25 protein-coding genes and 1 pseudogene are annotated in these 26,242 nt (G+C 66.2%); 13 read left to right on the forward strand and 13 right to left on the reverse strand.

Annotation, left to right across the window (positions count from 1 at the left end):
• Nucleotides 1–11: 11 nt before the first annotated feature.
• The 4 genes and pseudogenes from MTY59_RS27825 to MTY59_RS08415 form a co-directional block, all read right to left on the reverse strand.
• A pseudogene (locus MTY59_RS27825) lies at nt 12–1,121 on the reverse strand (acyl-CoA dehydrogenase family protein); the annotation flags it as partial.
• On the reverse strand, nt 1,118–2,608 hold the full coding sequence (locus tag MTY59_RS08405) for a class I adenylate-forming enzyme family protein (RefSeq protein WP_221045252.1): 1,491 nt from the start codon (nt 2,606–2,608) through the stop codon (nt 1,118–1,120). The pseudogene MTY59_RS27825 and the gene MTY59_RS08405, both read right to left, overlap by 4 nt.
• A gap of 25 nt (nt 2,609–2,633) precedes the next feature.
• Entirely contained in the window at nt 2,634–3,854 is a 1,221-nt protein-coding gene (locus MTY59_RS08410) for a cytochrome P450 (protein ID WP_221045253.1), read from the reverse strand.
• Between the two features lie 26 nt (nt 3,855–3,880).
• Complete coding sequence (locus MTY59_RS08415) at nt 3,881–5,035, reverse strand: thiolase family protein (RefSeq protein ID WP_046183651.1); 1,155 nt, start codon at nt 5,033–5,035, stop codon at nt 3,881–3,883.
• A 174-nt stretch (nt 5,036–5,209) separates the two neighbouring features.
• Here MTY59_RS08415 and MTY59_RS08420 point away from each other — a divergent pair, with 174 nt between their 5' ends.
• Nucleotides 5,210–6,709: a class I adenylate-forming enzyme family protein gene (locus MTY59_RS08420; protein ID WP_221045254.1), complete on the forward strand. Its 1,500-nt coding sequence runs from the start codon at nt 5,210–5,212 to the stop codon at nt 6,707–6,709.
• A 33-nt stretch (nt 6,710–6,742) separates the two neighbouring features.
• Nucleotides 6,743–7,045, forward strand: a complete 303-nt coding sequence (locus MTY59_RS08425; protein ID WP_221045255.1) for a hypothetical protein — start codon at nt 6,743–6,745, stop codon at nt 7,043–7,045.
• Nucleotides 7,046–7,111: 66 nt separating this feature from the next.
• On the opposite strand, the gene MTY59_RS08430 is transcribed toward MTY59_RS08425, so the two are convergent.
• Nucleotides 7,112–8,053 (reverse strand): class I SAM-dependent methyltransferase, encoded by a 942-nt coding sequence (locus MTY59_RS08430; RefSeq protein ID WP_221045256.1) that lies wholly within the window; start codon nt 8,051–8,053, stop codon nt 7,112–7,114.
• A gap of 97 nt (nt 8,054–8,150) precedes the next feature.
• On the reverse strand, nt 8,151–9,380 hold the full coding sequence (locus MTY59_RS08435) for an amidohydrolase family protein (protein ID WP_221045257.1): 1,230 nt from the start codon (nt 9,378–9,380) through the stop codon (nt 8,151–8,153).
• 147 nt (nt 9,381–9,527) lie between these two features.
• On the opposite strand from MTY59_RS08435, the gene MTY59_RS08440 reads away from it, so the two are divergent.
• Genes MTY59_RS08440 through MTY59_RS08455 form a run of 4 tightly spaced genes read left to right on the forward strand, consistent with a single transcriptional unit; the run spans nt 9,528 to nt 11,111 of the window.
• Nucleotides 9,528–10,139: a TetR/AcrR family transcriptional regulator gene (locus tag MTY59_RS08440; protein WP_221045258.1), complete on the forward strand. Its 612-nt coding sequence runs from the start codon at nt 9,528–9,530 to the stop codon at nt 10,137–10,139.
• A complete protein-coding gene (locus MTY59_RS08445; protein WP_221045259.1) occupies nt 10,136–10,576 on the forward strand; it encodes a pyridoxamine 5'-phosphate oxidase family protein in 441 nt (146 codons plus the stop codon). Before MTY59_RS08440 ends, MTY59_RS08445 begins: the two co-directional genes overlap by 4 nt.
• Before the next feature lie 25 nt (nt 10,577–10,601).
• Nucleotides 10,602–10,928: a hypothetical protein gene (locus tag MTY59_RS08450; RefSeq protein WP_221045260.1), complete on the forward strand. Its 327-nt coding sequence runs from the start codon at nt 10,602–10,604 to the stop codon at nt 10,926–10,928.
• A 36-nt stretch (nt 10,929–10,964) separates the two neighbouring features.
• Entirely contained in the window at nt 10,965–11,111 is a 147-nt protein-coding gene (locus MTY59_RS08455; protein ID WP_197083422.1) for a hypothetical protein, read from the forward strand.
• Nucleotides 11,112–11,116: 5 nt separating this feature from the next.
• On the opposite strand, the gene MTY59_RS08460 is transcribed toward MTY59_RS08455, so the two are convergent.
• From MTY59_RS08460 to MTY59_RS08470, 3 genes are read right to left on the reverse strand one after another with little or no spacing between them, the layout of a single operon-like run.
• Complete coding sequence (locus MTY59_RS08460) at nt 11,117–12,145, reverse strand: DUF2889 domain-containing protein (RefSeq protein ID WP_221045261.1); 1,029 nt, start codon at nt 12,143–12,145, stop codon at nt 11,117–11,119.
• Nucleotides 12,146–12,155: 10 nt separating this feature from the next.
• On the reverse strand, nt 12,156–12,590 hold the full coding sequence (locus tag MTY59_RS08465; protein WP_221045262.1) for a Zn-ribbon domain-containing OB-fold protein: 435 nt from the start codon (nt 12,588–12,590) through the stop codon (nt 12,156–12,158).
• Between the two features lies 1 nt (nt 12,591).
• The gene (locus tag MTY59_RS08470; RefSeq protein WP_221045263.1) at nt 12,592–13,779 is read right to left on the reverse strand and encodes a thiolase family protein; all 1,188 of its coding nucleotides are present in this window, start codon (nt 13,777–13,779) and stop codon (nt 12,592–12,594) included.
• 110 nt (nt 13,780–13,889) lie between these two features.
• Between MTY59_RS08470 and MTY59_RS08475 the strand changes: the two genes are divergently transcribed.
• The 3 genes from MTY59_RS08475 to MTY59_RS08485 are packed head-to-tail and all read left to right on the forward strand — an operon-like array spanning nt 13,890 to nt 17,114.
• Nucleotides 13,890–14,348 carry a MaoC family dehydratase gene (locus tag MTY59_RS08475; protein WP_221046331.1) on the forward strand — a complete coding sequence of 153 codons (459 nt, stop codon included), beginning with the start codon at nt 13,890–13,892 and terminating at the stop codon, nt 14,346–14,348.
• On the forward strand, nt 14,345–15,538 hold the full coding sequence (locus MTY59_RS08480; protein ID WP_046184236.1) for a thiolase family protein: 1,194 nt from the start codon (nt 14,345–14,347) through the stop codon (nt 15,536–15,538). Before MTY59_RS08475 ends, MTY59_RS08480 begins: the two co-directional genes overlap by 4 nt.
• A 4-nt stretch (nt 15,539–15,542) precedes the next feature.
• On the forward strand, nt 15,543–17,114 hold the full coding sequence (locus MTY59_RS08485; RefSeq protein ID WP_221045264.1) for a class I adenylate-forming enzyme family protein: 1,572 nt from the start codon (nt 15,543–15,545) through the stop codon (nt 17,112–17,114).
• Here MTY59_RS08485 and MTY59_RS08490 read toward each other — a convergent pair.
• A complete protein-coding gene (locus tag MTY59_RS08490) occupies nt 17,080–18,378 on the reverse strand; it encodes a TetR/AcrR family transcriptional regulator (protein ID WP_221045265.1) in 1,299 nt (432 codons plus the stop codon). The genes MTY59_RS08485 and MTY59_RS08490 overlap by 35 nt on opposite strands.
• Nucleotides 18,379–18,419: 41 nt before the next feature.
• Nucleotides 18,420–18,725 carry an acyl-CoA synthetase gene (locus tag MTY59_RS08495; protein WP_221045266.1) on the reverse strand — a complete coding sequence of 102 codons (306 nt, stop codon included), beginning with the start codon at nt 18,723–18,725 and terminating at the stop codon, nt 18,420–18,422.
• Nucleotides 18,726–18,847: 122 nt separating this feature from the next.
• On the opposite strand from MTY59_RS08495, the gene MTY59_RS08500 reads away from it, so the two are divergent.
• Nucleotides 18,848–20,047: an amidohydrolase family protein gene (locus MTY59_RS08500; protein ID WP_221045267.1), complete on the forward strand. Its 1,200-nt coding sequence runs from the start codon at nt 18,848–18,850 to the stop codon at nt 20,045–20,047.
• Here the strand turns inward: MTY59_RS08500 and MTY59_RS08505 are convergent.
• Nucleotides 20,044–21,198, reverse strand: coding sequence for an acyl-CoA dehydrogenase family protein (locus MTY59_RS08505; protein ID WP_221046332.1), 1,155 nt, complete (start codon nt 21,196–21,198; stop codon nt 20,044–20,046). The genes MTY59_RS08500 and MTY59_RS08505 overlap by 4 nt on opposite strands.
• Nucleotides 21,199–21,421: 223 nt before the next feature.
• Here MTY59_RS08505 and MTY59_RS08510 point away from each other — a divergent pair, with 223 nt between their 5' ends.
• From MTY59_RS08510 to MTY59_RS08520, 3 genes are all read left to right on the forward strand, one after another.
• Nucleotides 21,422–21,616: a ferredoxin gene (locus tag MTY59_RS08510; protein WP_221045268.1), complete on the forward strand. Its 195-nt coding sequence runs from the start codon at nt 21,422–21,424 to the stop codon at nt 21,614–21,616.
• A gap of 75 nt (nt 21,617–21,691) precedes the next feature.
• Nucleotides 21,692–23,965, forward strand: a complete 2,274-nt coding sequence (locus MTY59_RS08515; RefSeq protein WP_221045269.1) for an acyl-CoA dehydrogenase family protein — start codon at nt 21,692–21,694, stop codon at nt 23,963–23,965.
• A 29-nt stretch (nt 23,966–23,994) separates the two neighbouring features.
• On the forward strand, nt 23,995–25,185 hold the full coding sequence (locus MTY59_RS08520; protein ID WP_221045270.1) for an acyl-CoA dehydrogenase family protein: 1,191 nt from the start codon (nt 23,995–23,997) through the stop codon (nt 25,183–25,185).
• Nucleotides 25,186–25,188: 3 nt separating this feature from the next.
• Here the strand turns inward: MTY59_RS08520 and MTY59_RS08525 are convergent, their stop codons facing one another.
• On the reverse strand, nt 25,189–26,196 hold the full coding sequence (locus MTY59_RS08525) for an acyl-CoA dehydrogenase family protein (RefSeq protein ID WP_221045271.1): 1,008 nt from the start codon (nt 26,194–26,196) through the stop codon (nt 25,189–25,191).
• Nucleotides 26,197–26,242: the final 46 nt, after the last annotated feature.

The raw sequence follows: 26,242 nt of genomic DNA on the forward strand, positions 1-26,242 counted from the left end.
CCCGGGGTGCCGAGTATCACCTCGTCCGTGCGGGCGCGCCGGAAGTACAGGTGTGCGGAATCCTCCCAGGTAAAGCCGATGCCGCCGCGAATCTGGACGTTTGCCTTGGTCGCGTTGCGCAGCGCCTCTGAGCAGACCGCCTTGGCCATGCTCGCCCGCCAGCCCGCTTCGCCGGCGGCAGCGGAGTCCGGATCGTCGAGAGCCTCCAGGGCCGCCTGTGATGCCGAGCGCGCCCACTCGAGATCTACGAGCATGTCGGCGCACTTGTGCTTGATGGCCTGAAAGCTGCCGATCTGCCGTCCGAACTGCTCACGCGTGCGGGCATAGTCGGTGGCGATCTCGAGCACCCGCTCGCAGGCGCCGATCTGTTCGGCCGACAGCACCGCCAGCGCGATGTCGACGTTGCGCTCGACGACGTCGCCCAGGGGTGCGTCGCCGGAGAGCCGCAGTGCCGGGGCCGAGCTGAGCGTGATGGAGGCCATCGGCCTGGTGTGGTCGAGCACGCGTTCGGCCTTCGCGACGACGCTGTCGATAGTCGGGTCGAGCAGGAACACCGCCGGCTCGCCATCTTCGTCGATGGCGACCACGACGAGGTCGTCGGCAACGGAACCGCCCAGCACGTGGCGCACCGTGCCGTCGAGGTTCCAATCATCCCCGGCGCGCGTGGCGCTCAGCGTCACCGCGGACGGTCGCCACAACCCGCCGTCGCCGGTAAGGGCGGCGGCGGCGGTGCGGCGACCTTCGATGAGCCCGGTGAGTCGCTTATCGGCATCCGGGTCGCGCTCGGTCAAGTCGAGCAGCAGGCCGGTGGCCAGCACCGTGGAGCTGACGAATGGCACCGGGGCCAGCGCGCGACCGAGTTCGTGGGCGACCACGCCCAGCGCGGACGCGCCGTAACCGGCGCCGCCCAGGTGTTCGGGCAGCGCGATGGCGGCTATCCCCACCTGGTTGCACAGCACGTCCCACAGCACCGTGTCGAAGCCGGAACGTCCGGCTACGCCGCCCCGGTCGACCTCGCCGTATGCAACCGCGCGCACTCGGTCCTCGGATGCCAGTCGCTCACAGGCGGAGCGCACCGACTGCGCGAGTTCCTGACGTTCGTCGGCGGATAACGCCGTCATCGGGTTCCTCCTGCGATCTGCCGGGCCAGCTCGGACTTGGCGACCTTGCCGAGCCCCGTCAGCGGGAACTCGTCGACGAGGACGAGCCGCTCGGGCCACTTCTGCTTCATCAGCCCGCGTTCGTCGAGGAACGTGCAGAGCTCGTCGAGGGTGACGTCGCGATGGCGTGGCGAACGACGCACGACCGCGCACACCAGCTCACCGCGCAGTTCGTCGGGCTGGCCGAGGACGGCGATTTCGTCGACCAGGGGGTGGGCCAGCAGTTCGTTCTCGATCTCGTCAGGGGCGACGTTCTCGCCCTTGCGAATGATCAAATCCTTGGTGCGACCGGTGACCACGATGCGGCCGTCCGGGCGAAGGTGGCCCCGGTCGCCGCTGCGGAACCACCCGTCCGCGGTGATCGCGTCGGCCCACTGGTCGTGCTGCAGATATCCCGGTGTCAGGTTGTCGCCGCGCAGCTCGATCTCGCCGCTCGCTGCGATCCGCACCTGTGATCCAGGGATGGGCCGGCCCGCGCTGTTGGCCAGTTGTTCGTCGGTGTCGGTGGCCTCGCTGACGCAGATCATCGGTGCCTCGGTCATTCCGTAGGCATGCACGACCGGAACGCGTAGGTGTTCACGCACCTGTCTGTGCACCTCGGGCGGACACGCGGCCCCCCCGCCGATCAGCATCCGCAGCGACGGCATCAACAATTCCGTTGTGGGCGCGGCCATTTGGGCGGTCAGCAGCATCTGGTAGAAGGCGGTGCTCGCTCCGGTCACCGTCACCTGGCGTTCGGCGAGCACCCGGGGCAGGTCGGCTGCGGAAACCTTAGGGATGAGCACCACCGGAAAGTCGCCGAACAGAGCGGTGGCGAGGTAGACCATGCCGCCGATGTGGGCGATGGGGAATGCGATGGTGCCGACTTCCCGCGGATGACTGCCCACACCGAGATGAGCGACATAACCGCGGGCCGCGCTGAGCAACGTGCCGTCGGTGTGGCGCACGGCTTTCGGGTGCCCGGTGGTGCCCGACGTGAAGTACACGCAGCGCGGCTCCGCTGCGCCGTGGGGCGCTTCGTAGTCGGCGCTTGCGGCCGGCGACGTCTGGAGCCGGCGGACAAGGTCGGCAGGGACCGAGATTGTCGGTAGCCCCGGCGCCGCATTGGCGGCCGTCGACTCGTCGACAAGCAGGATGTCCGCGCGCGCGACGTCGACCGCCGCGCACACCTCGCGGCACCGATAGAGGTGCAATACCGGGGCCTGCGTAACGGGCATGCGGGCAAGGGCCAGCATCACCACCGCGGCGTTGACGTGTGAGGGCAGCTGCCAGGCGACCGTCATGCCGGGGCGCACACCGGCATCGGTCAGCCATGCCGCGGCAGCCGATGCCAGCGCGGCTACCTGCGAGATGGTGAGTGTCTCGCCTTCGACGTCGCGCAGCAGCGGACGATCCGGTCGGCTGGCGGCGCACTCATCCAGCAGCCCGGCGATGGTGCCAGCCGTCACCGTGTTCTCCCGTCCCGGCCGGCCGTCAACCCACCCGCGGCCCGGGCGTGAAACGGACCGGCAGTTCGCGCACGGCGTACACCTCGCCTGCGTCCTCGAACAGTTTCGGATTACCGGCCAACTCGAAGTCGGGTAGCCGCTTGAGCACCTGGGTGATCATTACGTCGAACATCAGCTTGGCATAGTGCGAACCCAGGCAGCGGTGCATGCCCACACCGAACGCCATGTGCTTCTTGGCATTTGGGCGATCGAGGTCGAGTTCGTCAGGGTTCTCGAACATTGCGGGGTCTCGGTTGGCCGCTGCCCACATCAGGATCGCCCGGTCGCCCTGGCACAGCCGCTGGCCGTGGAAGTCGGCGTCGCGCGAGACGGTGCGCGCCAAACCGAGTGTCGGCGTGTACAGGCGCAGCATCTCGTCGGTGGACTTCTTCACCAGGCTCGGATCGGCTTTGAACTTGGCCCGCAGCTCGTCGTCCTTGCACAGCCGCAACAGCACATTGCCGGTGAAGCCGCTGGTGGTGTCCATGCCGCCGAGCATCATCAGCACCGTGTACATGGTGATCTGACCGTCGTCCAGCGGTTCGCCGTTCAGCGTTCCGCGCAGGATGTCACTGAACAGGTCGTCGCCGAGCCCTTCGGCGCGCCGCTGCGCCATGTGCTTGCCGATCTCGCCGAACATCTCCATGCCGGCGATTGCGGCCTTCTCCGGGTCGTGAGCACGGTCGTGCACGGTGGTGTGCACCCAGCCGACCCAGTCCATAAAACGCGACTCGTCGAAGTTCAACAGCCGCAGAATCAACCGGGCCGGCAGCGGCGTCGTGAGCTCACCGACCAGGTCGCACTCGCCGCGCTCGATGAAGGCGTCGATCGCCTCGTTGGTCATCTCGATGGCTGACTCGCGGAATCGCTCCGCCGATCCCGGGGAGAAGCGTTTGAGGGTGACCTCGCGCAACTCCTGGGTCTCTGGTGGATCCGACTCAATCGGCAGGATCGGCAGTGGCAGCTCACTGGCCGGCACCCCCACCGACGGATAGGAGTTGAACAGGTCGTCGTCGCGGGCCGCTTCGAAGACCGATGCGTAGTCGACCAGCGCCCAGAAGCCTTCGTAGTGATCGGAATGTGCTATGGGACAGCCTGATTCGCGCATCTCGCGGAACCGGCCATACGGGTCCTCGCGAAACCCGGGTGAGTGGTGGTCGAGGTCGACCTCGGCGCGCGGGCGCGACTCCGCCTGGGTGTCGGTCATCGGCAGTACTCCCTTCGGGATGGCGGCTACTTGGACAAGATGGCGACGGCTGCGGTTCCGGGTGCCCCATACAACTGGGCCAGCCCGACCTGCGGATCGTTCGGCACCTGACGGTCACCCGCGGTGCCGCGCAACTGCTGGACGAGCTCGTAGACCTGGCGAAGGCCGGATGCGCCGACCGGTTCGCCGTTTGCCAGCAGGCCACCGTCGGTGTTGATAGGCAGCCGGCCACCGATCTTGGTGGCGCCGTCGGCGAGCAGTGCCTCCTGTTCGCCGTCCTTGCACAGGCCGGTCTCGGCCATGTGGATGATCTCGGAACCCGAGTCGGTGTCCTGCAGTTGCGCGACGTCGACGTCCTCGGGGCCTATCCCGGCCAACTCGTAGGCGGCGCGGGCGGCCTCAGCGGTGGTGCCGGGCACGATCGGCAGCTCGATCGAGGTACGCAGCAGTTCGTAGGCGCCTTCGCGGCGGCTGCGCAGCGCGGTGGAGCGCAGGTAGATCGGAGAGTCGGTGTACTCCTTGGCTTTATCGGCCCGGCACACCACGACAGCGGCAGCGCCTTCGTTCGGGTTGCAGTACATGTATTGACGCAGCGGTGCGTTCACGACCGGAGAGCTCAGGATCGCGTCGACGCTCATCGGCTTGCGGCGCCATGCATGCGGCGCCAGCGCTCCGTTGTCGAAGTTCTTGGCGGCAACGCGGGCCAGGGTCTCCTCGGTGATGCCGTGATCGTGCATGTAGCGCATGATCTTGGTGCCGAAGTAATGCGTGGTCAGGAACATGCCCTGATCGCCGTACCACTGCGGCAACCCCGATACCGACGGGTCGGCGCCGAAGGCGCCGCGCGGATGCTTGTCCAGCCCGACGCCGACCGCAATGTCGGCTTCGCCGAGTTGGACGTCTCGCGCGGCCAGGGTCAGCAGCGAGTTTCCGGTCGCGCAGCCGCTCAATGTGGCCCGCGCCGGGAGGCCGGTCATCCCTGCCAACCCCGTCACCGCCTCGGGATTGGCCACCTCGAGGCTGCCCGCATACAGGCTGCCCACGTCGGACCACGCCACCCCGGCATCGCGCAGGGCCCTGCTGATCGCCACGGCACCCATCTCCAGTGCCGACCGGTCCTCGTACCGCCCGAACGGGTGAAGGCCGACACCGATGATGGCGATCTCGGGCCTGCTGCTCATTGTGTTCCCTTCAGCATGCGTCACTGTTGGACCCGCCGTCGACGGGAGCGCGCGTTGACTCAGATACCACTAAGCCTATAACTATATATCTGATTAGTCGGTGCGGGTCTAGAATCGGGTCGCTACGCACTAACGGCGATAGGGCATCAACTCGCAGGTGAGGGCTGAGGGGCGTTGAGTATTTCGTTGCTGCTGGAGATGGCGGCGTCGGGTGATCCCGACCGGGTTGCCGTGGTGGACGGCGACATTCGATTGACCACTGCCGACCTCAGCGAGCTCGCCGACGGCGGTGCAGGCGTTATCGCCGCATCCGGGGCATCCCATGTCGCTTACGTCGGCACCGGCGGAGTACTACTCCCGCTGCTGCTGTTCTCTTCGGCGCGCGCGAACACGGCGTTCACGCCACTGAATTATCGGCTGAGTCCAGAGGGGCTGCGCGAACTCATCGATCGGCTGCCCTCGCCGTTGGTCGTGGTCGACGCCGAGTACCGCGACATCGTGGCCGGTTTCGGCCAGCCGGTGATGACGTCCGACGAGTTCATCGAGGCCGCGCGATCCACCGAGCCCGTCTCGGTCTTCGCCGACCCCGACGACGTGGCGGTCGTGTTGTTCACCTCGGGTACCACGTCGCGGCCCAAAGCCGTTGAGCTGACTCACAACAACCTGACCAGTTATGTCACGGGCACTGTCGAATTTGGTTCCGCCGATCCCGCCGATGCGGCGCTGGTGTGCGTCCCGCCATATCACATCGCGGGGGTCGGGGCCGCATTGTCAAACCTGTATGCCGGACGGGCGATCGTGTACCTGCGCCGGTTCGATCCGCACGAATGGGTTCGACTGGTCCGCGACGAGCGGGTCACCACCGCAACGGTGGTGCCGACCATGCTGTCCCGCATCGTGGCGGTCCTCGAGGAGCAGTCTGCCGAGCTTCCGACGCTGCGCAACTTCGCATACGGCGGATCGAAGGTGGCGCGACCCCTGGTCCGAAGGGCGCTCGACCTGCTACCGCAGGTCGGCTTCGTCAACGCCTACGGGCTGACCGAGACCAGTTCGACCATTGCGGTGCTCACACCCGACGACCATCGCCTGGCCCACGAGGCGCGAGACGACGCCGTCGCCCGTCGACTGACTTCGGTCGGTCGACCGGTCCCCGGCATCGAGGTGCAGATTCGCGCGGAGGACGGCACCGTACTAGGGCCGGGCGAGACGGGTGAGCTGTTCGTTCGCGGCCCTCAGGTCTCGGGCCGTTACACCGAGATCGGTTCGGTGCTCGATGACCACGGCTGGTTCGCGACCAGGGACGTCGCGATGCTGGATGAGGATGGCTACCTGTTCATCGGAGGGCGGTCCGACGACACCATCATCCGCGGCGGCGAAAATATCGCCCCGTCGGAGGTCGAGGACGTGCTCATTGAGCACCCCGACGTCCGCGAGGTTGTCGTCGTCGGCCTGGATGACGCCGAGTGGGGGCAGGCCATCGTAGCGGTGATCGTGCCCGAGTCAGGCACCGCGCGGACACCCGAGCGGCTGCGCGAGTTCGCCCGCAGCAAGCTGCGCGGGTCCCGCACGCCGGACCGCATCGTGTTCCGGGATGAGCTGCCGACCACGCCGACCGGCAAGGTGCTGCGCCGGGAGATCCTCGAAGACCTCAAGCCGGCGGCAGCCGAGCACTGAATCCGTCTCCCAGACAACAACAAGGAGTCCGACATGATCAAGAACGGCACGCGCCTGCAGAGCCAGGTGTGTGACACCCAGGTGATCGTCGTCAAAGCCGCTGAGAGCCTCGACGATCTGCGTTGCGGGGGCCGGCCCATGCTGCCGCTGGACGCCGAGCGGCCCGCCGACGCCGCGCCCGACCCGGCCTTCGCCGACGGCACCACGATGGGCAAGCGGTATGTCGACGACGGCGACGCCGAGGTGCTGGTCACCAAGGCCGGCGCCGGTTCACTCAGCGTCGGGGCGACGCCGCTGGTGCTCAAGGAAGCCAAGCCGCTGCCTGCCAGCGACTGACAGCGAGTGGGGAGTGGCCGCCGCCTCGAGGCCAGGCCGTTTAGCATATCGGGCGGGTCGGTGGGGTCAGCGCAGCCGGCCTTCGACGAACACGCTTTCCGGGACGGCGGCATCGAGGCCCACCGGGACGGCTCGGTTGCTTGCGGCCATCAGATCCTCGGCGCTCGTTGCAGCGGTGACAGTCCAGCCATGCGCTTGCAGCCAGTCGACGACCTCGGTTCGCTCTTCTTCATAGAGCAGGTTGCCAGACTCGGTGATGTCTTTGCCGCCCAGCTTGATTGCGGCCTGTCGGTAGCGTTCCGTCTGCTCCTCGCGGCGCGCGAAACTCTCTGGGCTGAAGAACTCGTTGGTGAACGCTTCGACCGCGACACGGCTCCCGGGAGCGCTGAGCGACTGGATTCGATCGAACAACAGGTCCTGGGCATCGGCTGTTAGATAGGGCAACAGCCCTTCCGCCGACCACGCCGTCGGGGCCGACGCGTCAAACCCGGCCTGCGCCAGTGCCTTCGGCCAATCCAGACGGAGGTCGATGCCGACGCTGACATGAGAAGCGATCGAGTCGACCGCATGCGATTTCAAGGTGCCGGTCTTGAATTCCAGCACCTTCGGCTGATCGATCTCGTAGACCACGCACCCTGCCGGCCAGGCGAGTCGCCAGGCGCGTGAGTCCAGACCGGCCGCCAGGATCACGATCTGCCGGATGCCTTCGCCGGCCGCCGCCAGAAAGTAGTCGTCGAAGAACTTCGTCCGGCACGCCGTATAGCCCAGCATCGCCTGCATCCGGTCCTCGAATTGTGGATCGGCACCGACCAATTCGGCCGGTAACTCATCGTCCAGATAAACCCGCCAGATGCCGTCGCCGGCCGCTTCGAGGAACAGTTTTGCGTAGGGATCGCTGATCAGCGGATCGGCGCTGTTGGTCTCCGCGGCCCGCCCGCCGGCAACCCCTAACGCGGTAGCGCCGACGCTCTCATTGATGTCCGACGTGTCATTGTCGGTTCTGGCCATCACGGTCCCTTTCGTGGCTCTCGGCAAAACGAGCTATTCCGAGCCTACCCGAAAAGTTAGCCGTGCTTACTAAATGGCCGTTAGCGCTGCGTGTACCTCAGGCGTTCGCCAATTGCGGGGGCTTGACGGCCTCCGGGTCAGGGTTGGCGATCGGCAGCCCCATGAAGCGACGGGCGTTGTCACCCATGAAGTCATAGGTGCGACGCTCGTCCATACCCTCGGCATACTGCCAATAGCGCTTTGGCTCCGCCAAGCCTTCGGGGTGCGGCCAATCCGAGCCGAACATCACCTTGTCCCATCCGACGGTCTGCACGACGTCGGCCACGGAACCCTCCCAGAACGGGCTGACCCAGATGTTGCGTCGGAACACGTCGTGCGGATGCTCGGGAAAATTCTGCGGCATCTTGCCGTATGTCGACTGCAGGTCGTCGAACAGCGGCTTGATCCATGCGCTGCCGTTCTCGACGCTGGCGATCCGCAGCTTCGGGAATCGGGTCAACGTGCCGTGGCAGATCAGGCTGGTCAACATGTCGGCGATCTCTCGGTGGCCCAGCGCGGTCCACTTGAACGCCGACATCTCGAACGCGCTACTGGTCGACGGCGGCTCCCACCTGTCGATGTACTCCTGCAGCGGAGGTTGGCTGGCGTGCAACACGATTGGCAGGCCTGCGTCCTCGACGTCGCGCCAGAACGGGTCGAATTCGGGAAGCGCGGGGGAGCGCCACCCCTTGTAGCCATTCACCGGCGCCGGCTTGATCAGCGCGACCTTGGCCCCGTTGTCGAGGATGTACTCGAGCTCGCGCCGGGCCTCGTCGACGAGTCCCAGGGTGAGTACCGGTGTCGAGTAGACGCGGTTGGCATGGCTGAACCCCCAGTGCTCCAGCATCCATTGGTTCAGCGCATGGATGATCGCCACCGTCAGGTCAGGATCCTCGGCGGCCGAATGCTCGACCAGATTGGCCAGCGTGGGGTAGTTCAGGCATGCGTCGACGCCCTGGCGGTCGAGTTCGGCAATTCGGTCTTCGGGGTTGCGTGCTCCCGGGGGGGTGTCGATGCCGCGGCCGGACATCTCTCGCATCGACAGACCCTCGGGGTTTTGGCCCGAGTAGAACTTCTCGTGCGCGCCGGGGGCCGCGACCCGTTCGAACGTCGGGTTCGGCATGTAGTCGGTGATCTTGTTCAGGATCGCGATGCGGGTGTGCCTGCCGATCTGGATGAACTGCACCTTGGACTGGAACTCCTTCGGCAGATATTTCGTCAGCGCGTCGGGTGTCTCATACATGTGCTGATCGGCATCGAAGATCGGTGCGTCGGTGAACTGCGTCATCGTGGTGCCTCTCGCTACTCGACTTTGGGCTTGGCTATGAGCTTCGCCGAACTTGACACTTGTGTCAAGTTCGGATGATTCAGAGCCACGATTTGTCCAATAGGTGCATTGATTGCAGTTGACGATACTGTCATATAAAGTCGCCGCATGACGGTGACCTCGGCTTCGGCCACCGAACGGGAATCGGATCCCACCCGCGGTGAGCGCACCCGCGCGGCGATCCTGAACGCCAGTCGCCGTCTGTTTCTGGAACGCGGCTACGCGGGCACGCCGATCAATGCGATCACTGAGGCGTGTGGCATCTCTCGGGCCGGCTTCTACACCTACTTCAAAGACAAGCGCGAGATCTTCAACGTCCTCGGCAAGAACGCCTACCGCGAAGCCCTAGCCGTCATCGGGGAATGGGCCGAGGCCGACGCAGCGTTCGGCCCAGCCGATATCCGGGCCTGGGTCGGTCATTACTTCGACTACATGGATCACCACGGTGCGTTCGTACTCGCTTCGGCGCAGTCGGCGCCCGACGACGACGATTTCCGGAACTCCCGCAACCGCATGGTGACTCGGGCGTCGTGGAAGCTTGGCCAGGCGATTGCCGGAAACGGCACGCACTCGCCAGACGTCATCGGCGTCGCGGTGATGGGGCTGCTGGACCGCGCCTGGCACACGGTGCACCGGCAGACCGTGGCCGTCGACCGCGACGAGATGATCGCGGTGGTCGCGGAGATGATCGTCGCGATGGCAACGCCTCTCGAGTCGTGACCCCGCTGTCGCTCGACGCGCCGGACGTCATCGAGCTCCTCCATGCCCACCACCGCGTGTTTCTCTTCTGCCGCGATGGCGCCGGACGTCCGATCGGCTACGCCATGCGTTCGGTCGCCTATCGTTCCGCCACCCGCTGCCTCTACTTCGCCACCTACGCCAAGAGCGCCAAGGTCCGGCACCTGCGCTCCGCTCCCGAGGTCGCCTGCTTGGTCGGCGACCACGAGGGTTGGGTCTCTGTTTGTGGTCATGCGTCCGTCTACCAACCGTCCGCAGCCGAGGTCGACGAACTCATCGGCGAAAGCTCACCGGATCAACGCGTGCCGGAGGCGGTCGTGACGAACGTCCGCGACCGCCTCCTCAGCGGCAAGCGGTGCTTCATCGGCCTGACGCTCAACCAGATCCGCGCCGCCGATCTCCCCAATCGACGTGCCTAATCCGCGCAGCTCCGGCCCAATTGCGATGGCCGAGGACGAACTAGCCGAGTTCTTGGCGCAAGGACCGTCCGGCGCGATCTGTGTCGTCGACACCGACGGCCAGCTGCTGGCCCTACCGGCGCGGGTGGTCGACTTCGATTCCGCCACAATCGCCGTCATCGTTGACGGTGTGAGTGGTGAGGCCGCACAACGCGCTGAAATCCAGGCGTCCGTGGTGGCTGACACATTCACCGCCTATCGGGACATTCGCGGTGTGATCTCGCAGGGAACAGTGATCTGGCCACCCGCAGCGAATCACGTGACCACGCTGACGGTTAGCCGCACACGGACGTTCTCGTTCGCCAACGCTTAGAGGATTGAGCGCCGGGATTCTGGCTATTCAGTAGCCATGTCAGGTTTCGATACCAGCCAACCCATTACCGACGAGGCGTCCCTCGATGACATCGACGAGGTTGACGACGCGACCAAGCCGAAGGCCGCTGTACCTCCCGCTCAACCCGACGAGCTGGGGGACGCGACGCCCGGCCCGCGCTGACGCGCTCAGGCTGCTTTCACTAGGTGTATCAACGCCTCAGCGTCGGCGACGCTGCGCAGCAGGTCGTTGAGGTGGGTGCACGTACTGGTGCCCGATAGTTCTCGGCGCACACGAAAGTGCAGTTCCTGCAACGTCATTCCGTTGATTCGCGCAGCGCTGGCGACGGCTCCCGGACATTCCTGCCAGGGCAGCACCCGCGGTGTGGCCCGCGATTCGGCGATCACGCCGGTCTCGGTGTCGACGACGGCGTCCAGGGTGTACTCGTGGATGATCGTCTCCACCCCGTCACCGCGCACGTAGGTGTCGCGGAACATCGCATCGATGCCGACCCGCCGAGCGCTCTCTTCATAGACGTCGACGCGCCGTCTACGGCGCATGGCGTGGCGCGGCAAGGCCGCCACTTCGTGCCAGGCCCAGGGGTCCCCAGGATCTTGGCCGTGGTCGAGGTCGGGAGCGGCTGGGCCGGTGACGATCACCGGATCGCCCGCCTCGAACGAAGTCATTAGCAGACCCCCGGTCGCGAAGCCGGCACACTGGTCCGCGACCGGCAGGTAGTACCCGGACTTCGCGACATCGCCGAGCAAATTGGACGCCGACAGCGCATGGCCGGAGATCAGCGTGGCGACGGGAACGTCATCGAGCAAGGTGTAGCGCAGGTCGCGGGCGTGCCGCAGCTCGGGAGCCACCTCGTCGGCCGCGGCGCGGAACCCGCTCATCGCGGGTGCGCCAGCCAGTCGAGACATCGCGACGACGGCTGGCGTCACCTCGACGTGACGGACGACGCGGGCGACCAGCTCGATGGTGGCCGACAGTGTCGCGGAGCCGAGTTCGGTCGCCGTTTCGTCGCCGGCTGTCCACAGATCGCGCGCCCGCCCACTCAGATACACCGGGTCCAGCGAGCCCTCGTCGCGGGTCATGTCGATCGACGTGGTCCGGCGCGCAGATCGCGGCCGGCGCGGCGGATTGCCGGTCGTGGGTTCGTGCACGCCGTGCAGGGGATGAAGCCCGAATTGCGGAGAGCCCAGGTCCGTCACCGGATGGACTCTAACTCGCCTCGGCCGGTCGGAATGCGAACGTCACCAGCGACTGACCGTCGGCGGTCTCCAGGGTGGTGGTGGTCGAGACCAGGCGCTGGCCGATCCGCAGTTCGTCGGCGGTCGCGTCGACGATCAGCGTCTCCACCAGCACGCCCTCAGCCAGCTCGACGAAGCCCACCACATACGGCTGGAACACCTTTGGATCCCGATTGCCCTTGTAGGGCAGCGGTGGCGGGAATTCCTGCGTCGTATAGGTGTACAACGTTCCCGCGGTGGACAATTCGATCGGCTCGATGTCCTGCTGAATGTCGGAGTCGCCGTCGAACAGCTCGGGCCGCTCTGCCGGGAACTTCACCGCACCCGACGAACGCCTGCGCGACGCGAACAGCACCGCACGGCCGCCGTCGACCCGGAACAGTCCCTCGGTGATCAGTGCGGTCATCTCAGGCCACCTCAATGACCATCGCGGCACCCATACCACCGCCGGCGCACATCGACAGCACGCCGATACCCCCACCGCGCCTGCGCAATTCGTAGATCGCTGACGTGACCATGCGGGCGCCGGTTGCGGCGATCGGGTGGCCCAGGCTGATGCCCGAGCCGTAGACGTTGACGATCTCCTCATCGAGACCGAGTTCGCGCGCACACGCCACCGCCTGAGCGGCGAACGCCTCGTTGATTTCGAACAGTGCGACATCCTCGAGTTTGCGGCCCGACAACTCGAGCGCCTTCGGGATAGCTTTGATCGGCCCGCTGCCGGTCCGCGTCGGGTCCAGTCCGACCTGCGTCCAGGACAGCACGCTTGCCAGCACATCCTGCTGGGTGTCCGGGCTGGCCAGCGCGACCACCGCCGCGGCATCGTTGATCCCGGAGGAGTTTCCTGCCGTCACGGTGAAGCCTTCGATCTCAGGATGCAGCACCTTCAGCCCGGCAAGCGACTCCATCGAACTCCCGCGCCGTGGATGCTCGTCCTCGGCGAAGGTAATCACGCTGCCGTCGGCCTGGGGCACCTGGAGCGGGATGATCTCGTCGGTGAACGCTCCGGTGTCGATGGCCTTGATCGCACGCTGATGGCTGCGCAGCGCCCACTTGTCCTGGTCCTCGCGCGTGATCCCGTACTGAAGGTTGCAGTTGTGCGCGACGGTGATGGACATGTCCATGGCGGGCGCTTCCGCAGTCGGCGGATGCGACTCGGGGAACCACTGCGCGTAATCCTCGGGCGACTTGCCTGTGGTGAAGAGCTTGCGCTTCTGCATGATTGGGCCGGTCGACAGCGACTCCATACCGCCGGCCAGGATGGCGCGGCTCATCCCGGACGCGATCTGCCCGGCGCCCACGGCGATGGCCGAAAGGCTCGATGCGCACTGGCGGTTCACGGCGAGCCCGGGAATGTCGAGCATGGCGAGGGCCACCGCGATGTAGCGGGCACTGTCGCCGCCGCCCTGCATGCTCTCGGCCAAGACCAGGTCGTCGAAGTCCGCCGCGTCCAGTCCGGAGCGTTCGACGACGGCCTGCACGACGGGTTTGGCGAGCTCGATCGCAGGCATGTTGGCCAGCGTGCCCTTGCGCGCCGTTCCGATCGGTGTGCGGGCAGCGGCCACGATCGCTGCGCGGGACGTGGTGGTGGCCATGTGTCTCCCAAGATCGTCAGAGTTGACGGGCTGCTTGCCCGACGAGCGAGGCCAGTCTATACCGTTAAATAGATATCGGTATGTCGGCACAGGTGACGTTGGGAGCAGCGGTGAAGGTGATCAAGTCCGTGGACGATGCGCTCGCGACGATCGGAGAGGAACTCGGGGTCAGCCGGTGGGTGGACATCGACCAGAGCCGGATCGATTCTTTCGCCGACGTCACGATGGATCACCAGTGGATCCACGTCGACGTCGAGAAGGCCAAGTCCGAAAGCCCTTACGGCGCAACGATCGCGCACGGCTTCCTCACGCTCTCGCTCATCCCCGGGGTGAGCAAGGACAACTACCGCGTGGAGAACGCCAAGATGGGCATCAACTACGGCCTGAACAAAGTGCGATTCCTGTCCGCGGTCACTGCGGGTAGCCGCATCCGGGTCCGGTCCGACCTCGCCGACGCCACCAAGGTCGCCGACGACACCGTGAACCTGACCGTGCGTCACACCGTCGAGATCGATGGAGTCGACAAACCGGCCGCCGTTGCCGAACTGATCGCTAGGTTCGTCTGGTGACCAGTGGCCCGTTCGACGGCAAAGCCGTCCTGACCGGAGCGGGTAAGTCGCAGGTCGGCCGCAGGCTGGGCCGGACGGGATTGGACCTCACCCTCGAGGCGGTGCTGCGGGCGATCGCCGACGCCGGGCTGAGCGTCGATGATGTCGACGGGATCGCCAGCTACCCGGGACCGGGTGTGCCGGACGCCGGATTCTCCGGCGCCACCATCCAGGAGGTTCGCAACGCACTCGGATTGCGCTCCCGCTGGTACGTCTCGGCGATGGAGACCGCGGGGCAGATCGGCCCGGCGATCGAGGCCTGTATGGCGGTGAGCCTTGGGCTGGCCAACCATGTCGTGGTCTACCGGTCGGTGTGGGAGTCCACCGCCGCGCAACAGGCCGGCGGCGGTCGGGCCTCGGTGCTGTTCGGCGGCGGGGAATTGCCCCCGCACCTGGAATGGACGGCGCCCTTTGGCGCACTGTCGGCGGCGAACTGGCTGGCGATGCCCGCCCAGCGCTACATGCACGACTTCGGACTGACCCGCGAGCACCTCGGCCGCATCGCGATCAACGCCCGCACCAACGCCGGACTCAATCCCGATGCGGTCTACCGCGAACCGATGACGATGGACGACTACCTCGGTGCGCGGATGATCTCCGAGCCGCTGTGCCTCTACGACTGCGACGTGCCCTGCGACGGCGCCACCGCCGTGATCGTCTCCCGCCGTGACGCCGCCAACGGCCTGCCGCGACACCCGCTGACGGTCGAGTCCGTCGGGCCCGGCATGTTCGAGCGGGCGACCTGGGATCAGCGCCGCGACATCACCACGATGGCCGCCCATGATTCGGCGACCACGCTCTGGGAGCACACCACGCTGACTCCCGCCGATGTCGACATGGCCCAGCTCTACGACGGCTTCTCCTTCCTGACCGTCATGTGGCTGGAAGCGATGGGCTTCTGCGAGCACGGCAAGGTCGGCGAATTCGTCGGCGACGGTTCGTCCATCGCCCTGGACGGTTCGCTGCCGATCAACACCAGTGGCGGGCAACTCTCCGGCGGTCGGCTGCACGGAATGGGCTTCCTGCACGAGGCATGTGTGCAGTTGTGGGGCGAGGGCGGCGATCGGCAGGCACCCCGCACTCCCGAGGTGGTGGCCGTCGGTGTGGGCGGCGGCCCGGTGGCCGGGTCGATGCTGTTGAGCAGCCGGTAAATCGATGGCCGCGGTCGACGACTTGACGCTCGGTGACATCGTGACCGACAACGCGGTCCGCTTTCCCGACGTCGTCGCCTACCGGCACGGCCGGCGCACCGTGACCCACGCACAATTACGGGACCGCGCAGTCCGATTGGTGTCGGCCATGGCCGCGGCAGGGGTGAGGCGCCAGGACCACATCGCGGTGTTGAGCCGCAACAGCATCGAGTTCGGCGAACTGAACGCGGCCGCCCAACTCAGCGGAATCATCATGGCCACCATCAACTTCCGGCTCTCGGCACCGGAGATAGACGATGCGCTGCGCCGCGTCGCCCCCTCGATCGTGTTCTGCGCCGAGGAGTTCATGCCGGTGATCGGCGATATCGCAGCGGACGTGCCGTCGGGGCCGATGCTGGTGACCATCGGGGAAGACGCTCCGGCGGGGATCATCGGCTACCAGCGATTCATCGAAGGCGGCCGCGCCGGCGAGCCGCAATTCGCCTCCCGCCCAGACGACATCGCGTACCTGCTGTTCACCAGCGGCACGACCGGCGCGTCCAAGTGCTGCATCCTCGGACAGCGGGAAATGCGCCGCGTCGTGTTGACCATGAACAACGAGATGCGTTGCGGCAGAACCGATCGCGGGCTGATCAACATGCCGATGTTTCATTTCGGTGCGCTCGGGATCATCGGCGGACTGCATGCTCGGGGCGGAACCGTGGTGCTGCAGCAACAATTCGATGCGGCCGATGCGGTGCGGCTGATCGCCGACGAGCGGATCACGGTGCTGCACCTGGCGCCGGTCATGCTCAGCGCACTGCTTGATGAGGTGAGTGATCGCCTGGCGGTGGAATCGGTTCGCACGGTGGTCTATTCGGCCGCGCCGATGACGGCGGCGGTCCTGCGGCGGGCGCTCGGCGTGCTGCCGGCCGCGGGTTTCCTCAACCTGTATGGGCAGACGGAAGTCATCGTGGCGGGACTGCCCCGCGAACTGCACGTCCTCGACGAACCCGACGGTGCCGAGCGGCTGAGTTCGGTTGGCTTCCCATTTGCCGGCACGCGGGTGCGAGTGGTTGATGACGCGGGCCGTGACGTGCCCGTAGGGCAGGCAGGCGAGATCATCGTGCACTCCGACTCGATGTTCCGCGGCTACTGGCAGGACGAGTCGGCCACCGAGGCGACCTTGGGAGACGGGTGGTGTCACACCGGGGACATGGGTCGACTGGATGAGCGCGGGCTGCTTTATCTGATGGACCGGAAGAAGGACGTGATCATCAGCGGCGGGGAGAACATCTATTCGCCCGAGGTCGAGGATGCGGTCAGTGCGGTTGACGGGGTAGCCGCCTGCGCTGTCGTCGGGGTGCCCGACGACAGATGGGGCGAGGCGGTCTGTGCCGTCGTGGTGCCGCGCAGCGGTGCGTCGCCGACCCTGGAAATGGTGCAAGAGGGCGTGCGGCAACGGCTGGCGCGCTACAAGGTGCCTCGTCGACTGATGCTGGTCGCCGATCTGCCTGTACTGGCCAGCGGCAAAGTGGACAAGAAGCGACTGCGCGCCGACCTCAGGGGCGCAGAAGCGCACGGCGCAACAATTTGACCATCAACTCTGCGGCCCGCTCGTCGCTGTCCGGCGCGCTTGCCCCGGTCGGCTCGGACATCCGGCCCAGGACCGCCACAAAGACCGCGCCCGCCACATCTGTGTCGACGCCGGTCGGGAGGTCGACAGTGGACAGGAGCGCGGCAACCGCGTGGAAGATCGCGCCAATGCCGTGCTCGACATCGGCGTCGGAGAGCTGTTCTGCGACCGTGCCGTCGAACCACGCCCGGATCACGCCGCGGTAGGTGCGATGAAATTGGACATAGCCGAGCATCCACTCGGTCAGCGAATCCGGGGCCATCGCGGGCAGCGTGGCGGCGTGCTCCTCGATCTCGGCGACCGCCCGGCGGGTCAGCTCGGCCAGTATCTTGTCCTTGGTGCTGAAGTACCGGTACAAGGTCGCGCGGCTGATATCGGCGGCGGCCGCGATCTCCTCCATGCCCACGGCGTAGTAGCCGCGCTCGGCGAACAAAGCCGAGCTGACCGACAGCACATCCTGGGGAATCGGTGAGCCCGATGCCTCGACGGCCGGTGTTGTTGCCGCGGCACTGCCGGGGGCGCCCGGCGGGGTTCGCGCGCGCCCGTTTGTTGCCTGCGGTGCGGCCGCCTGCAGCACGTCGGCTGGGGTTTCGGGAAACAGCATCAGCTGCAACGCGGCGGTTAACGACCAGGTGACGGTCGCCCGATCGGGCAACGGGAACATCGCCCGGTACCGGTAGAGATGAACCATGTGGGGGATCCGCCCCAGTGCGGCGGCCGCATCATCGGCTTCCAGATCCCGCAGGCGCGTCCGCCGCAGCCGGTCGGTGACCGTCTGATGGAACCGGTCGGCGGCCGAGCTGGCATCGATGACGGCCAACCCGGTGGCCGTGCCGATGCCCGGGAATTCGGCGAACACCGCGGCGTGGGCGTCGTAGATGTCCGCCCATTCGACTAGCCAGCGGTGCAGCGCGTTCATCCCGTCGACCGTCGGGCCGAGTCCACTGAGGTGTTCGCTGTGTTCGAGTACATCGTGCTCGGCCAACGCGCTCAGTTCGCGGAAGATCTCCTCCTTGCCCGCGAAGTATTGATAGACGGTGGCACGCGAGGCGCGAGCCGCCTTGGCGATGGCGTCAAGGGAGGTGGCGTGGAACCCGTTGGCCAGGAACACCTCTGCGGCGCGCCCGAGTATGCGGTCGCGGGTGTGCAGTCCACGGCGCCCCACACCAGCATTGGCGACGGGGGCATAGCCGGGTCGCCGCAGCTTGTCGGGAGTGCGTGCCATGGGAGAAGTATCCGTGCGCGCCGACCCGGTTGTCATCGGGCCTACGGTGCTCCGGGCAGGTTGCGCTTGGCCTTGCCCGGATAGCCGAAGAACTTCTCGAAGTTGGCGTCGTTGATGGGCTGCGCGCTGTTGCGGGCAGCAGCCGACCTCAGTGCCTCGTGGCGGGCCTCTGCCTTTTCGAGCGCCTCGACCGGCCCAGATTCCCGCAGACGTTGCACCTCGCTCGCGGCCGCGGCGATCTCGATGCGGAGCCGTTCGCCCGCTTCGCCGAAGGTCAACAGGTCATGATCGTCCTCGTCGACCTTGTCCCGGCCTGCGTCGTCGTCGGACGGGTCCGTGGATTCCATGTCGCGCCTCTCAACGGCTAGACGAATGTGGTGTACGTCATATAGTCTGTGAGACGAACCGTCAGAAAACAAGACGGTACGTCAGAAAAATTACGACAGCTCGCCAGATGCGAAGGAGCATCATGCCGCTTCAGGATGACCACCAGATCGTGTCCGTCGACGACCACTTGGTCGAGCACCCGCGGGTGTGGCAGGACCGGTTGCCGCAGAAATACCTCGAACAGGGTCCCCGCATCGTCGAGGAAAACGGTATGCATCTGTGGCACTACGACGGGCAGGTCTTTCCGACCATCGGCCTGAACGCGGTCGCCGGCAAACCGCCGGAGGAGTGGGGTATGGATCCCGTCCGCTACGAAGACATGATTCCGGGCTGCTACGACCCGGTCGCGCGGGTCGCCGACATGGACCTCGACGGTGTGCAGTCGGCATTGTGCTTCCCGTCGTTCCCCGGATTCGGCGGCGGAACGTTCCAGCGTGCCGAGGACAAGGACCTGGCGCTGCTGTGCGTCAAGGCGTGGAACGACTTCTACATCGACGAGTGGTGCGCGGTGGCGCCCGAGCGCTACATCCCGCTGGCGATCCTGCCGACCTGGGACATCGACGCGTGTGTGGCCGAGGCAGAGCGTGTCGCCGCAAAGGGCGCGCGTACGATTTCGTTCCCGGACAGTCCGGTGCCGCTGGGCCTGCCGTCGTTCCACTCCGATCACTGGGACGGCCTGTGGCAGGTCTGCTCGGACGCCAAGATGCCGGTGTCGCTGCACTTCGGGTCCGGCTCCTTCGTGCCGGGCTTCTCGTTCTCCACGATCAAGCCGGTCCCCGGTCAGATGGCGGTGCCCGACGCACCCTTCGCGGTCGCAACGGCACTGTTCTCCACGAACCTGATGTGGTCCACGGTCGACCTGCTGTTCTCGGGAAAGCTACAGCAGTTCCCTGATCTGCAGATCTCGCTGGCCGAAGGCGGCATCGGTTGGGTGCCTTACATCCTGGAGCGAACCGACTACGTGTGGGAGCGGCACCGCTACTACCAGAAGATTGACTTCGACACCCGGCCCTCCGATCTGTTCCGCAAGCACTTCTGGGGTTGCTTCATCGACGACGAGCACGGCCTGAAGAACCGGCACAGCATCGGCATAGACCGGATCATGCTCGAGATCGACTTCCCGCACAGCGATTCCAACTGGCCGAACTCGCGCAAGCGGGCCGCTGAGGTGCTTGCAGACGTTCCCGATGACGAGTGCAGGCTGATCGTCGAGGAGAACGCCCGCCGGATGCTCAACTTCCCGCGGGTGAAATCCGACGATCGGCAACTCGCCGGCGTCTAAAGTTTGCCTCGCGAGACCAACTGCGCGGCAATGACATTGCGCTGTATCTCGTTGGTTCCTTCGCCGACGATCATGAGAGGGGCGTCGCGGAAGTAGCGCTCGACGTCATACTCGGTGGAGTAGCCGTAGCCACCGTGGATCCTGACGGCGTTGAGCGCAATTTCCATGGCTACCTCCGATGCGAACAGCTTGGCCATCCCGGCCTCCATGTCGCACCGCTCGCCGCCGTCGTATTTCTCTGCGGCGTAGCGGGTGAGTTGGCGTGCCGCGGTGAGTTTGGTGGCCATGTCAGCCAGGTAGTTTCCGACTGACTGGTGCTTCCAGATCGGTTGACCGAAGCTCTCCCGCTGCTGCGCGTATTTCAGCGCGTCCTCGAGTGCGGCGGTCGCAACCCCCAGTGCCCGTGATGCCACCTGAATACGGCCGGTTTCAAGGCCTTTCATCATCTGCGCGAATCCTCTGCCCGGGTGATCGCCGAGGATCGCGGAGGCCGGTACGCGGCAGTCGTCGAACGACAATTCGCAACTCTCAACGCCCTTGTAGCCCAGCTTGGGGAGGTCGCGCGAGACGGTGAGACCTTGACCGTGTTCGACCAAGACGATCGAAATGCCCTTATGGCGTGGCTGCGCTTGTGGATCGGTCTTACACAGCAGTGCGATCAGGCCGGACTTTCGGGCGTTGCTGATCCAGGTCTTCGCCCCGTTGATCACCAGCTCGTTGCCCTCGGCGCGAGCGGTGGTCGTCATCGCCTGCAGGTCCGAGCCGCCGCCAGGTTCAGTGAGCGCCATCGTGGCCCGCATCTCTCCGCTGGCCATGCGCGGCAAGTACTTCTGTTTCTGTTCCTCGGTGCCGTACAACGAGATCAGCTTCGCGACCACGGTGTGTCCGCCCATCGCGCCGGCCAGGCTCATCCAGCCGCGGGCAAGCTCCTCGGTCACCGCTACGTAGCAGGGCATCGACACCGGCGAACCGCCGTATTCTTCTGGGACGGCCAGCCCGAAGATCCCGATGCGTTTCATCTGCTCGATCCACGCTTCCGGGTACTCGTTTGCGTGCTCGACCTCGCGGACTGTGGGCTTGACGTCGCGGTCGATGAAGGTCCGCACCGTATCGACCAGCATGGTCTCTTCGTCGTTGAGTGCGAATGTCATCGTTTCTCCATATTGATCAGATCTGTCAGAATCAGGTGAGTAATACAAAGTTTATAACTCTGAATACACACTGAAACAGCATATATGCTCACCGTAAGGATAGACATAAGTGTCAGAAAGCATAAGACATGCAGGTCTCTCTAAATAGTTAAAGCTTTAGTCTTATGCTTGACAGCTTGGACGAGACCGTGCTTCACCGCAGCGGTCTAGCGAAGGAGGTCGTATGAAGGTTCGGCTCGAGCAGGCGAAGTGCGTGGGTCACGCCCAGTGCTACGCCGTCGACCCGGAATTGTTCCCGATCGACGACTCCGGCTACTCCATCCTCGAGGAGCATGAGGTGCGGCCGGAAGACGAGCAACTCACCCGGGACGGGGTCGCCGCATGCCCCGAACTCGCCCTGATTCTCGAAGACGACTAATCGGTTTGCTTGCCAATCGGCTGCCCTAACCGGCACACTCAGACATAGTTAACCAAGTTGACTTTGTGGAGTGGCATGCAGACAGCTGATTGGCGGGGCCGCCTCGAGTTGCTCCTCGCCGAATTCGGCCGCCGCCAGGCGGAGGTCGCGCGGTCCGGTGACAAGCCTGACCGCATCGAGCTGGCCCGCGCTTGGCACGCCGAACTCGTCGATCACAAGCTTGCCGCCCCAGGGTGGCCGCGCGACGTCGGCGGACTGGACCTGCCGCTGGCCGATCAGCTGGACTACTACCGGATGACCACGGAGGCGGGGGCGCCGCCACACCCGTGTCCGCTGTCGTTCATCCTCGCCCCGACGCTCATCGCGCACGGCACGAAGGAGCAGAAGGCTCGATTCCTGACACCGTTGCTGCGCGCGGATGAGTTCTGGTGTCAAGGGTTTTCAGAGCCCGGGGCGGGCAGTGACCTGTCGTCGCTGTCTACCCGCGCGGTCCGCGACGGCGACGTGTACCGGGTGACGGGTCAGAAGGTCTGGACCACGATGGCCGACCGCGCCGACTGGATGTTCGCGCTGGTTCGAACGGGTTCGGGCGACAAGCCATCCGACGGCATCACCTACCTGCTGATCCCGATGAACAGCCCGGGCATCACCGTGCGTCCGCTGCGCGACATCAGCGGCGCGGCACACTTCGCCGAGGTCTTCTTCGACGACGTGGCGGTGCCGGTCGACAACGTGGTCGGCGATGAGGGCGCAGGGTGGTCGATCATGCGCACGTCGCTGGGCCACGAACGGGCCACCGCTTTTCTGGCTGACGAGTTCAAATACCGGCGCACGGTCGACCGGGTGATCGATCTGGTTGTATCCCAAGGGCTTGACGACCATCCCTTGGTTCGCCAGGACATCGCACGGTTGGAATCGGGGGTCCGCACCATCGCCGCCAACAGCGCCCGCGCACTGGCGGCAGTGTTGCGCGGCGAGGATCCCGGCGGGGTGGCATCGGTGAACCGACTGGTGAAGTCGGAGTTCGAGCAGCACATGCACGCGCTCGCCCTGCGTGCGGCGGGTCCGTATGCGGCGCTCGGCAGCCGCGCACCCAACGCGGTCGACGACGGGCGCTGGACGTTCGGCTACTTGATGAGCCGGGCTACCACGATCGGCGCGGGAACCGCGGAGATTCAACGCAACACCATCGCTGAGAGCGTGCTCGGACTACCGTCGCACCGCGGCGAGGGCGCCCGGGCGGCCACCGTCACGCCCGGCGCACCATTGGCCGCGCCCGAGGAGGATGAACGCGAGCTGCGCGAGGTGCTGGCCGCGACACTGCAGGCCAAGGTGAACGTGGCTTCATTGCTCGACCGCAAGCGTCCCATCGATGCGGCAGAGCCCGAAGTGTGGTCGGCGCTCACCGAATTCGGGCTACCGGGTCTTGCGGTCGACGAATCCCTCGGCGGCGCGGGCGCCCGGCCCCGTCTGCTGTACGCCGCCATCGAGGAGGCCGCGAAGGCATTGGCGCCTGCGCCGCTCGTGCCGACGGCGACCGCGCTCGACGTCGCGTTGCATTGTGGTGCAAAGGCTTTGGTGCAGCGGATCACGGCTGGCGCGGCGGCCGTGTTCGCCGTACCCGTCAACGACAGCGGCTGGGTGACCAGCGGCCCCGATGTGCCCGAGTGGGACGGCGCGGGCCTTTCCGGTGTGATCCCGATCGTGGCGGGAGCACCACACGCCGAGGTTCTGTTGGTGTTAGCGCGCGTCGCCGGCGGCGGTGAGGTTCTGCTGGCCGTCGATGCCGCCGCCGAAGGCGTCGACATCACGGCCCATCAGCCGCTCGATCTGACCGCCACCATCGGCTCGGTGACGTTGACGGCCGCCGAGGGCGAGGTGATCGCCGACGGAAACGACGTCGCCCTCGCGCTGGGCGCCGCGCGCCGCCACGCGGTCCTGGCCGTGGCGGCGGATTCCGTTGGGGTTGCCTCGCGCGCGCTGGCGATGGCTGTTCAGTGGGCCGCCGAACGGCATCAGTTCGGCCGAGCAATCGGCAGCTTTCAGGCGGTGTCACATCGGTGTGCGGACATGCTGGTTGCCATCGAGGGTGCCCGCAGCCAGGTACTGGCAGCGGCCGAGGTCGACGACGATTCGGCATACCTGGCGGATTTGGCCGCCGCGGCCGCGCTGGACGCCGGCGTCATCGCCACCGAGGGTGCATTGCAGATCCACGGCGGCATCGGCTTCACCTGGGAGCACCCGATCCACCTGCTGCTGCGCCGCGCTCAGGCCAACGCTGTGTTGATCGGCCGTGCCGACGCGCTGCGAGACCGGGCGGCCGGTGACCTGTTGGCGCTGAGCCGCTAAGACGTCAGATCGAACAGGAAGACGACAACGTGGAATACGGAATGGGTCCCGAAATGGAGGCCTTCCGCGCCGAGGTGCGGGCGTTCATCGCCGACCATGCACCGCCCATCCCGCCGCGTGCGGGCGTGCGCAGTGCCGAGAACGAAGCCGAGCTAAAGGCGCTCCAGGACTGGACGGCGCGCCTGTTCGAAGCCGGCTACGTCGGCGCCGACTGGCCCGTGGAGTTCGGCGGCCGCGATGACCGTTCCGCTGAACACGCCATCGTGGTGAGCGAGGAGCTGGCCCGGGCCGCGGCGCCGGGTGTGCCGAGCGGCAACGCGCTGGCATCGCATGCGCTGATCCACTACGGCACCGATGAGCAGCGGAGTAGGCACTTGCCCGAGATCCGCGCGGGCCGACAGCTGTGGTGCCAATTGTTCAGCGAACCGGGCGCGGGAAGCGACCTGGCGTCGCTGCGCACCCGCGCGGTGCTCGACGGTGACACCTACACAGTCAACGGGCAGAAGGTGTGGACCACCGACGGACATTGGGCCGACTACGGATATCTGTTGGCGCGCACCGATTCCGACGCCCCCAAGCACAAGGGCATCAGTGCGTTCATCCTCGACATGGCCAGCCCAGGCATCACGGCCCGCCCACTACGTGAATTGACCGGCACCTCTGACTTCAACGAGGTCTTCTTCGATTCCGTCGAGGTTCCTGCTGAGGCCATGATCGGGGAGCCAGGGCAGGGCTGGGCGATCGCGAATGCGACGTTGGGCCATGAACGCACCAGCGTGGGCGCCGCGGTAGTCAAGTTGAGGCTGGCCATCGATGGACTGGTCGCACTCGCCTCGCGGGTCACCCTCGACGGTCGTCCCGCGATCGACAGCGATCGGATCCGTGATCGGATCGGCGAATTCAGCGCCGAGGTGGAGGCGCTTTCGGCGCTGACATACGCCAACCTGAGCCGTTGGCTGCGTGGCACCGAACGCATGCACGACGGTGCCATGGCCAAGCTGATGTTCAGCGAGTTGAACCTCGAGATGGCGCGCTTCGCCGTCGAACTCGGCGGCGAGGCGGGCGTGTTGGTGGAGGGGGACCCGGATGTCCTTGACGGTGGTCGCTGGCAGGACGAGTGGCTGTACGCCCGGGCCTACACGATTGCCGGTGGCAGTTCGGAAATCATGCGCAACCTGATCGCCGAGCGGGGCTTGGCACTGCCGCGGGATCGGCGCTGAATGTCAGGCGCTGAGCAGCGCCGCGCGGTGTTCGGCGACGCTCCCGTTGAAGGCCTCGTCGACCTTGATCCGGCGCAGGAACAGATGCAGATCGTGTTCCCAGGTAAATCCGATGCCCCCGTGCACCTGCAGCGCCGTTCCGGCCACTTTGGCGGCAGCGGACTTCGTGTACGCTGCTGCCGCGGATGCGGCGCGAGACCGTGCGGCGGCCGACGCGGTGTCGAGTGCGAGAGCCGCGGCCCACAGAGTGGCTCGGCCGGCCTCGACTGCGACGGCCATGTCGGCGCAGTGATGCTTGACGGCCTGAAACGAGCCGATCGGCGCGCCGAACTGCTCGCGCTGCCCGACGTAAGACACCGTCATGTCGAGCAGTCGGGCCGCCGCGCCCAGCGCGTCGACTGCCCGGTACACCGCCAACGCGTCGCGCAGCTGTGCCAGTGTGCCGACAGGCAACTGCGTCCAGTCGGCAATCGTCGCGTCGAGGTCCAGGCGTGCCCACGATCGACTCAGATCGAGCGTCGACATCCCGGAGAGCGCTGGGGCATTGAGGACCACCAGATACTCGCCGTCTCCCGCCTGGCCTGCCACCGCGACGGCGTTCATATCGGCGGCCATCGGCACCGGGCGGGTAACGCCTGTCAGTCGCAGCGTATCGCCATCGAGACCGGCGTCAGGACCCAGCGCCAACCCGGTCAGCGTGCCGTCCTCGACGGGCGAGTCGACGTGGTCGAGGAGCCACGCCGCGATGTTCAGATCGGCAAGCGGGAGCGAGCTGGCGGCGTGCCCGTGCTCCTCGGCCACTACCGCGAGATCCACGTGGGTGCCGCCCATTTCGGGAGTGAGCAGCTCCAGAAGACCCGATTCCGCCGCGTGCGCAAGTGCCTCGGGATCCACGGTGACTGCAGCCGAGTCCAGCGTCGCGCGGACCCTGGCGATGGGGTCGTTTTTGCTGAGCCAGGCCCGCTCGGCCGCCGCGAGTTGATCCTGTTCTTCCGTCAAGCCGAAGTCCATCGCAAACGCCTTTCACAAAGTTGACCTAGTAAACCATGTCCACTAG

Source organism: Mycobacterium senriense, assembly GCF_019668465.1.
Classification (GTDB): Bacteria; Actinomycetota; Actinomycetes; order Mycobacteriales; family Mycobacteriaceae; genus Mycobacterium; species Mycobacterium senriense.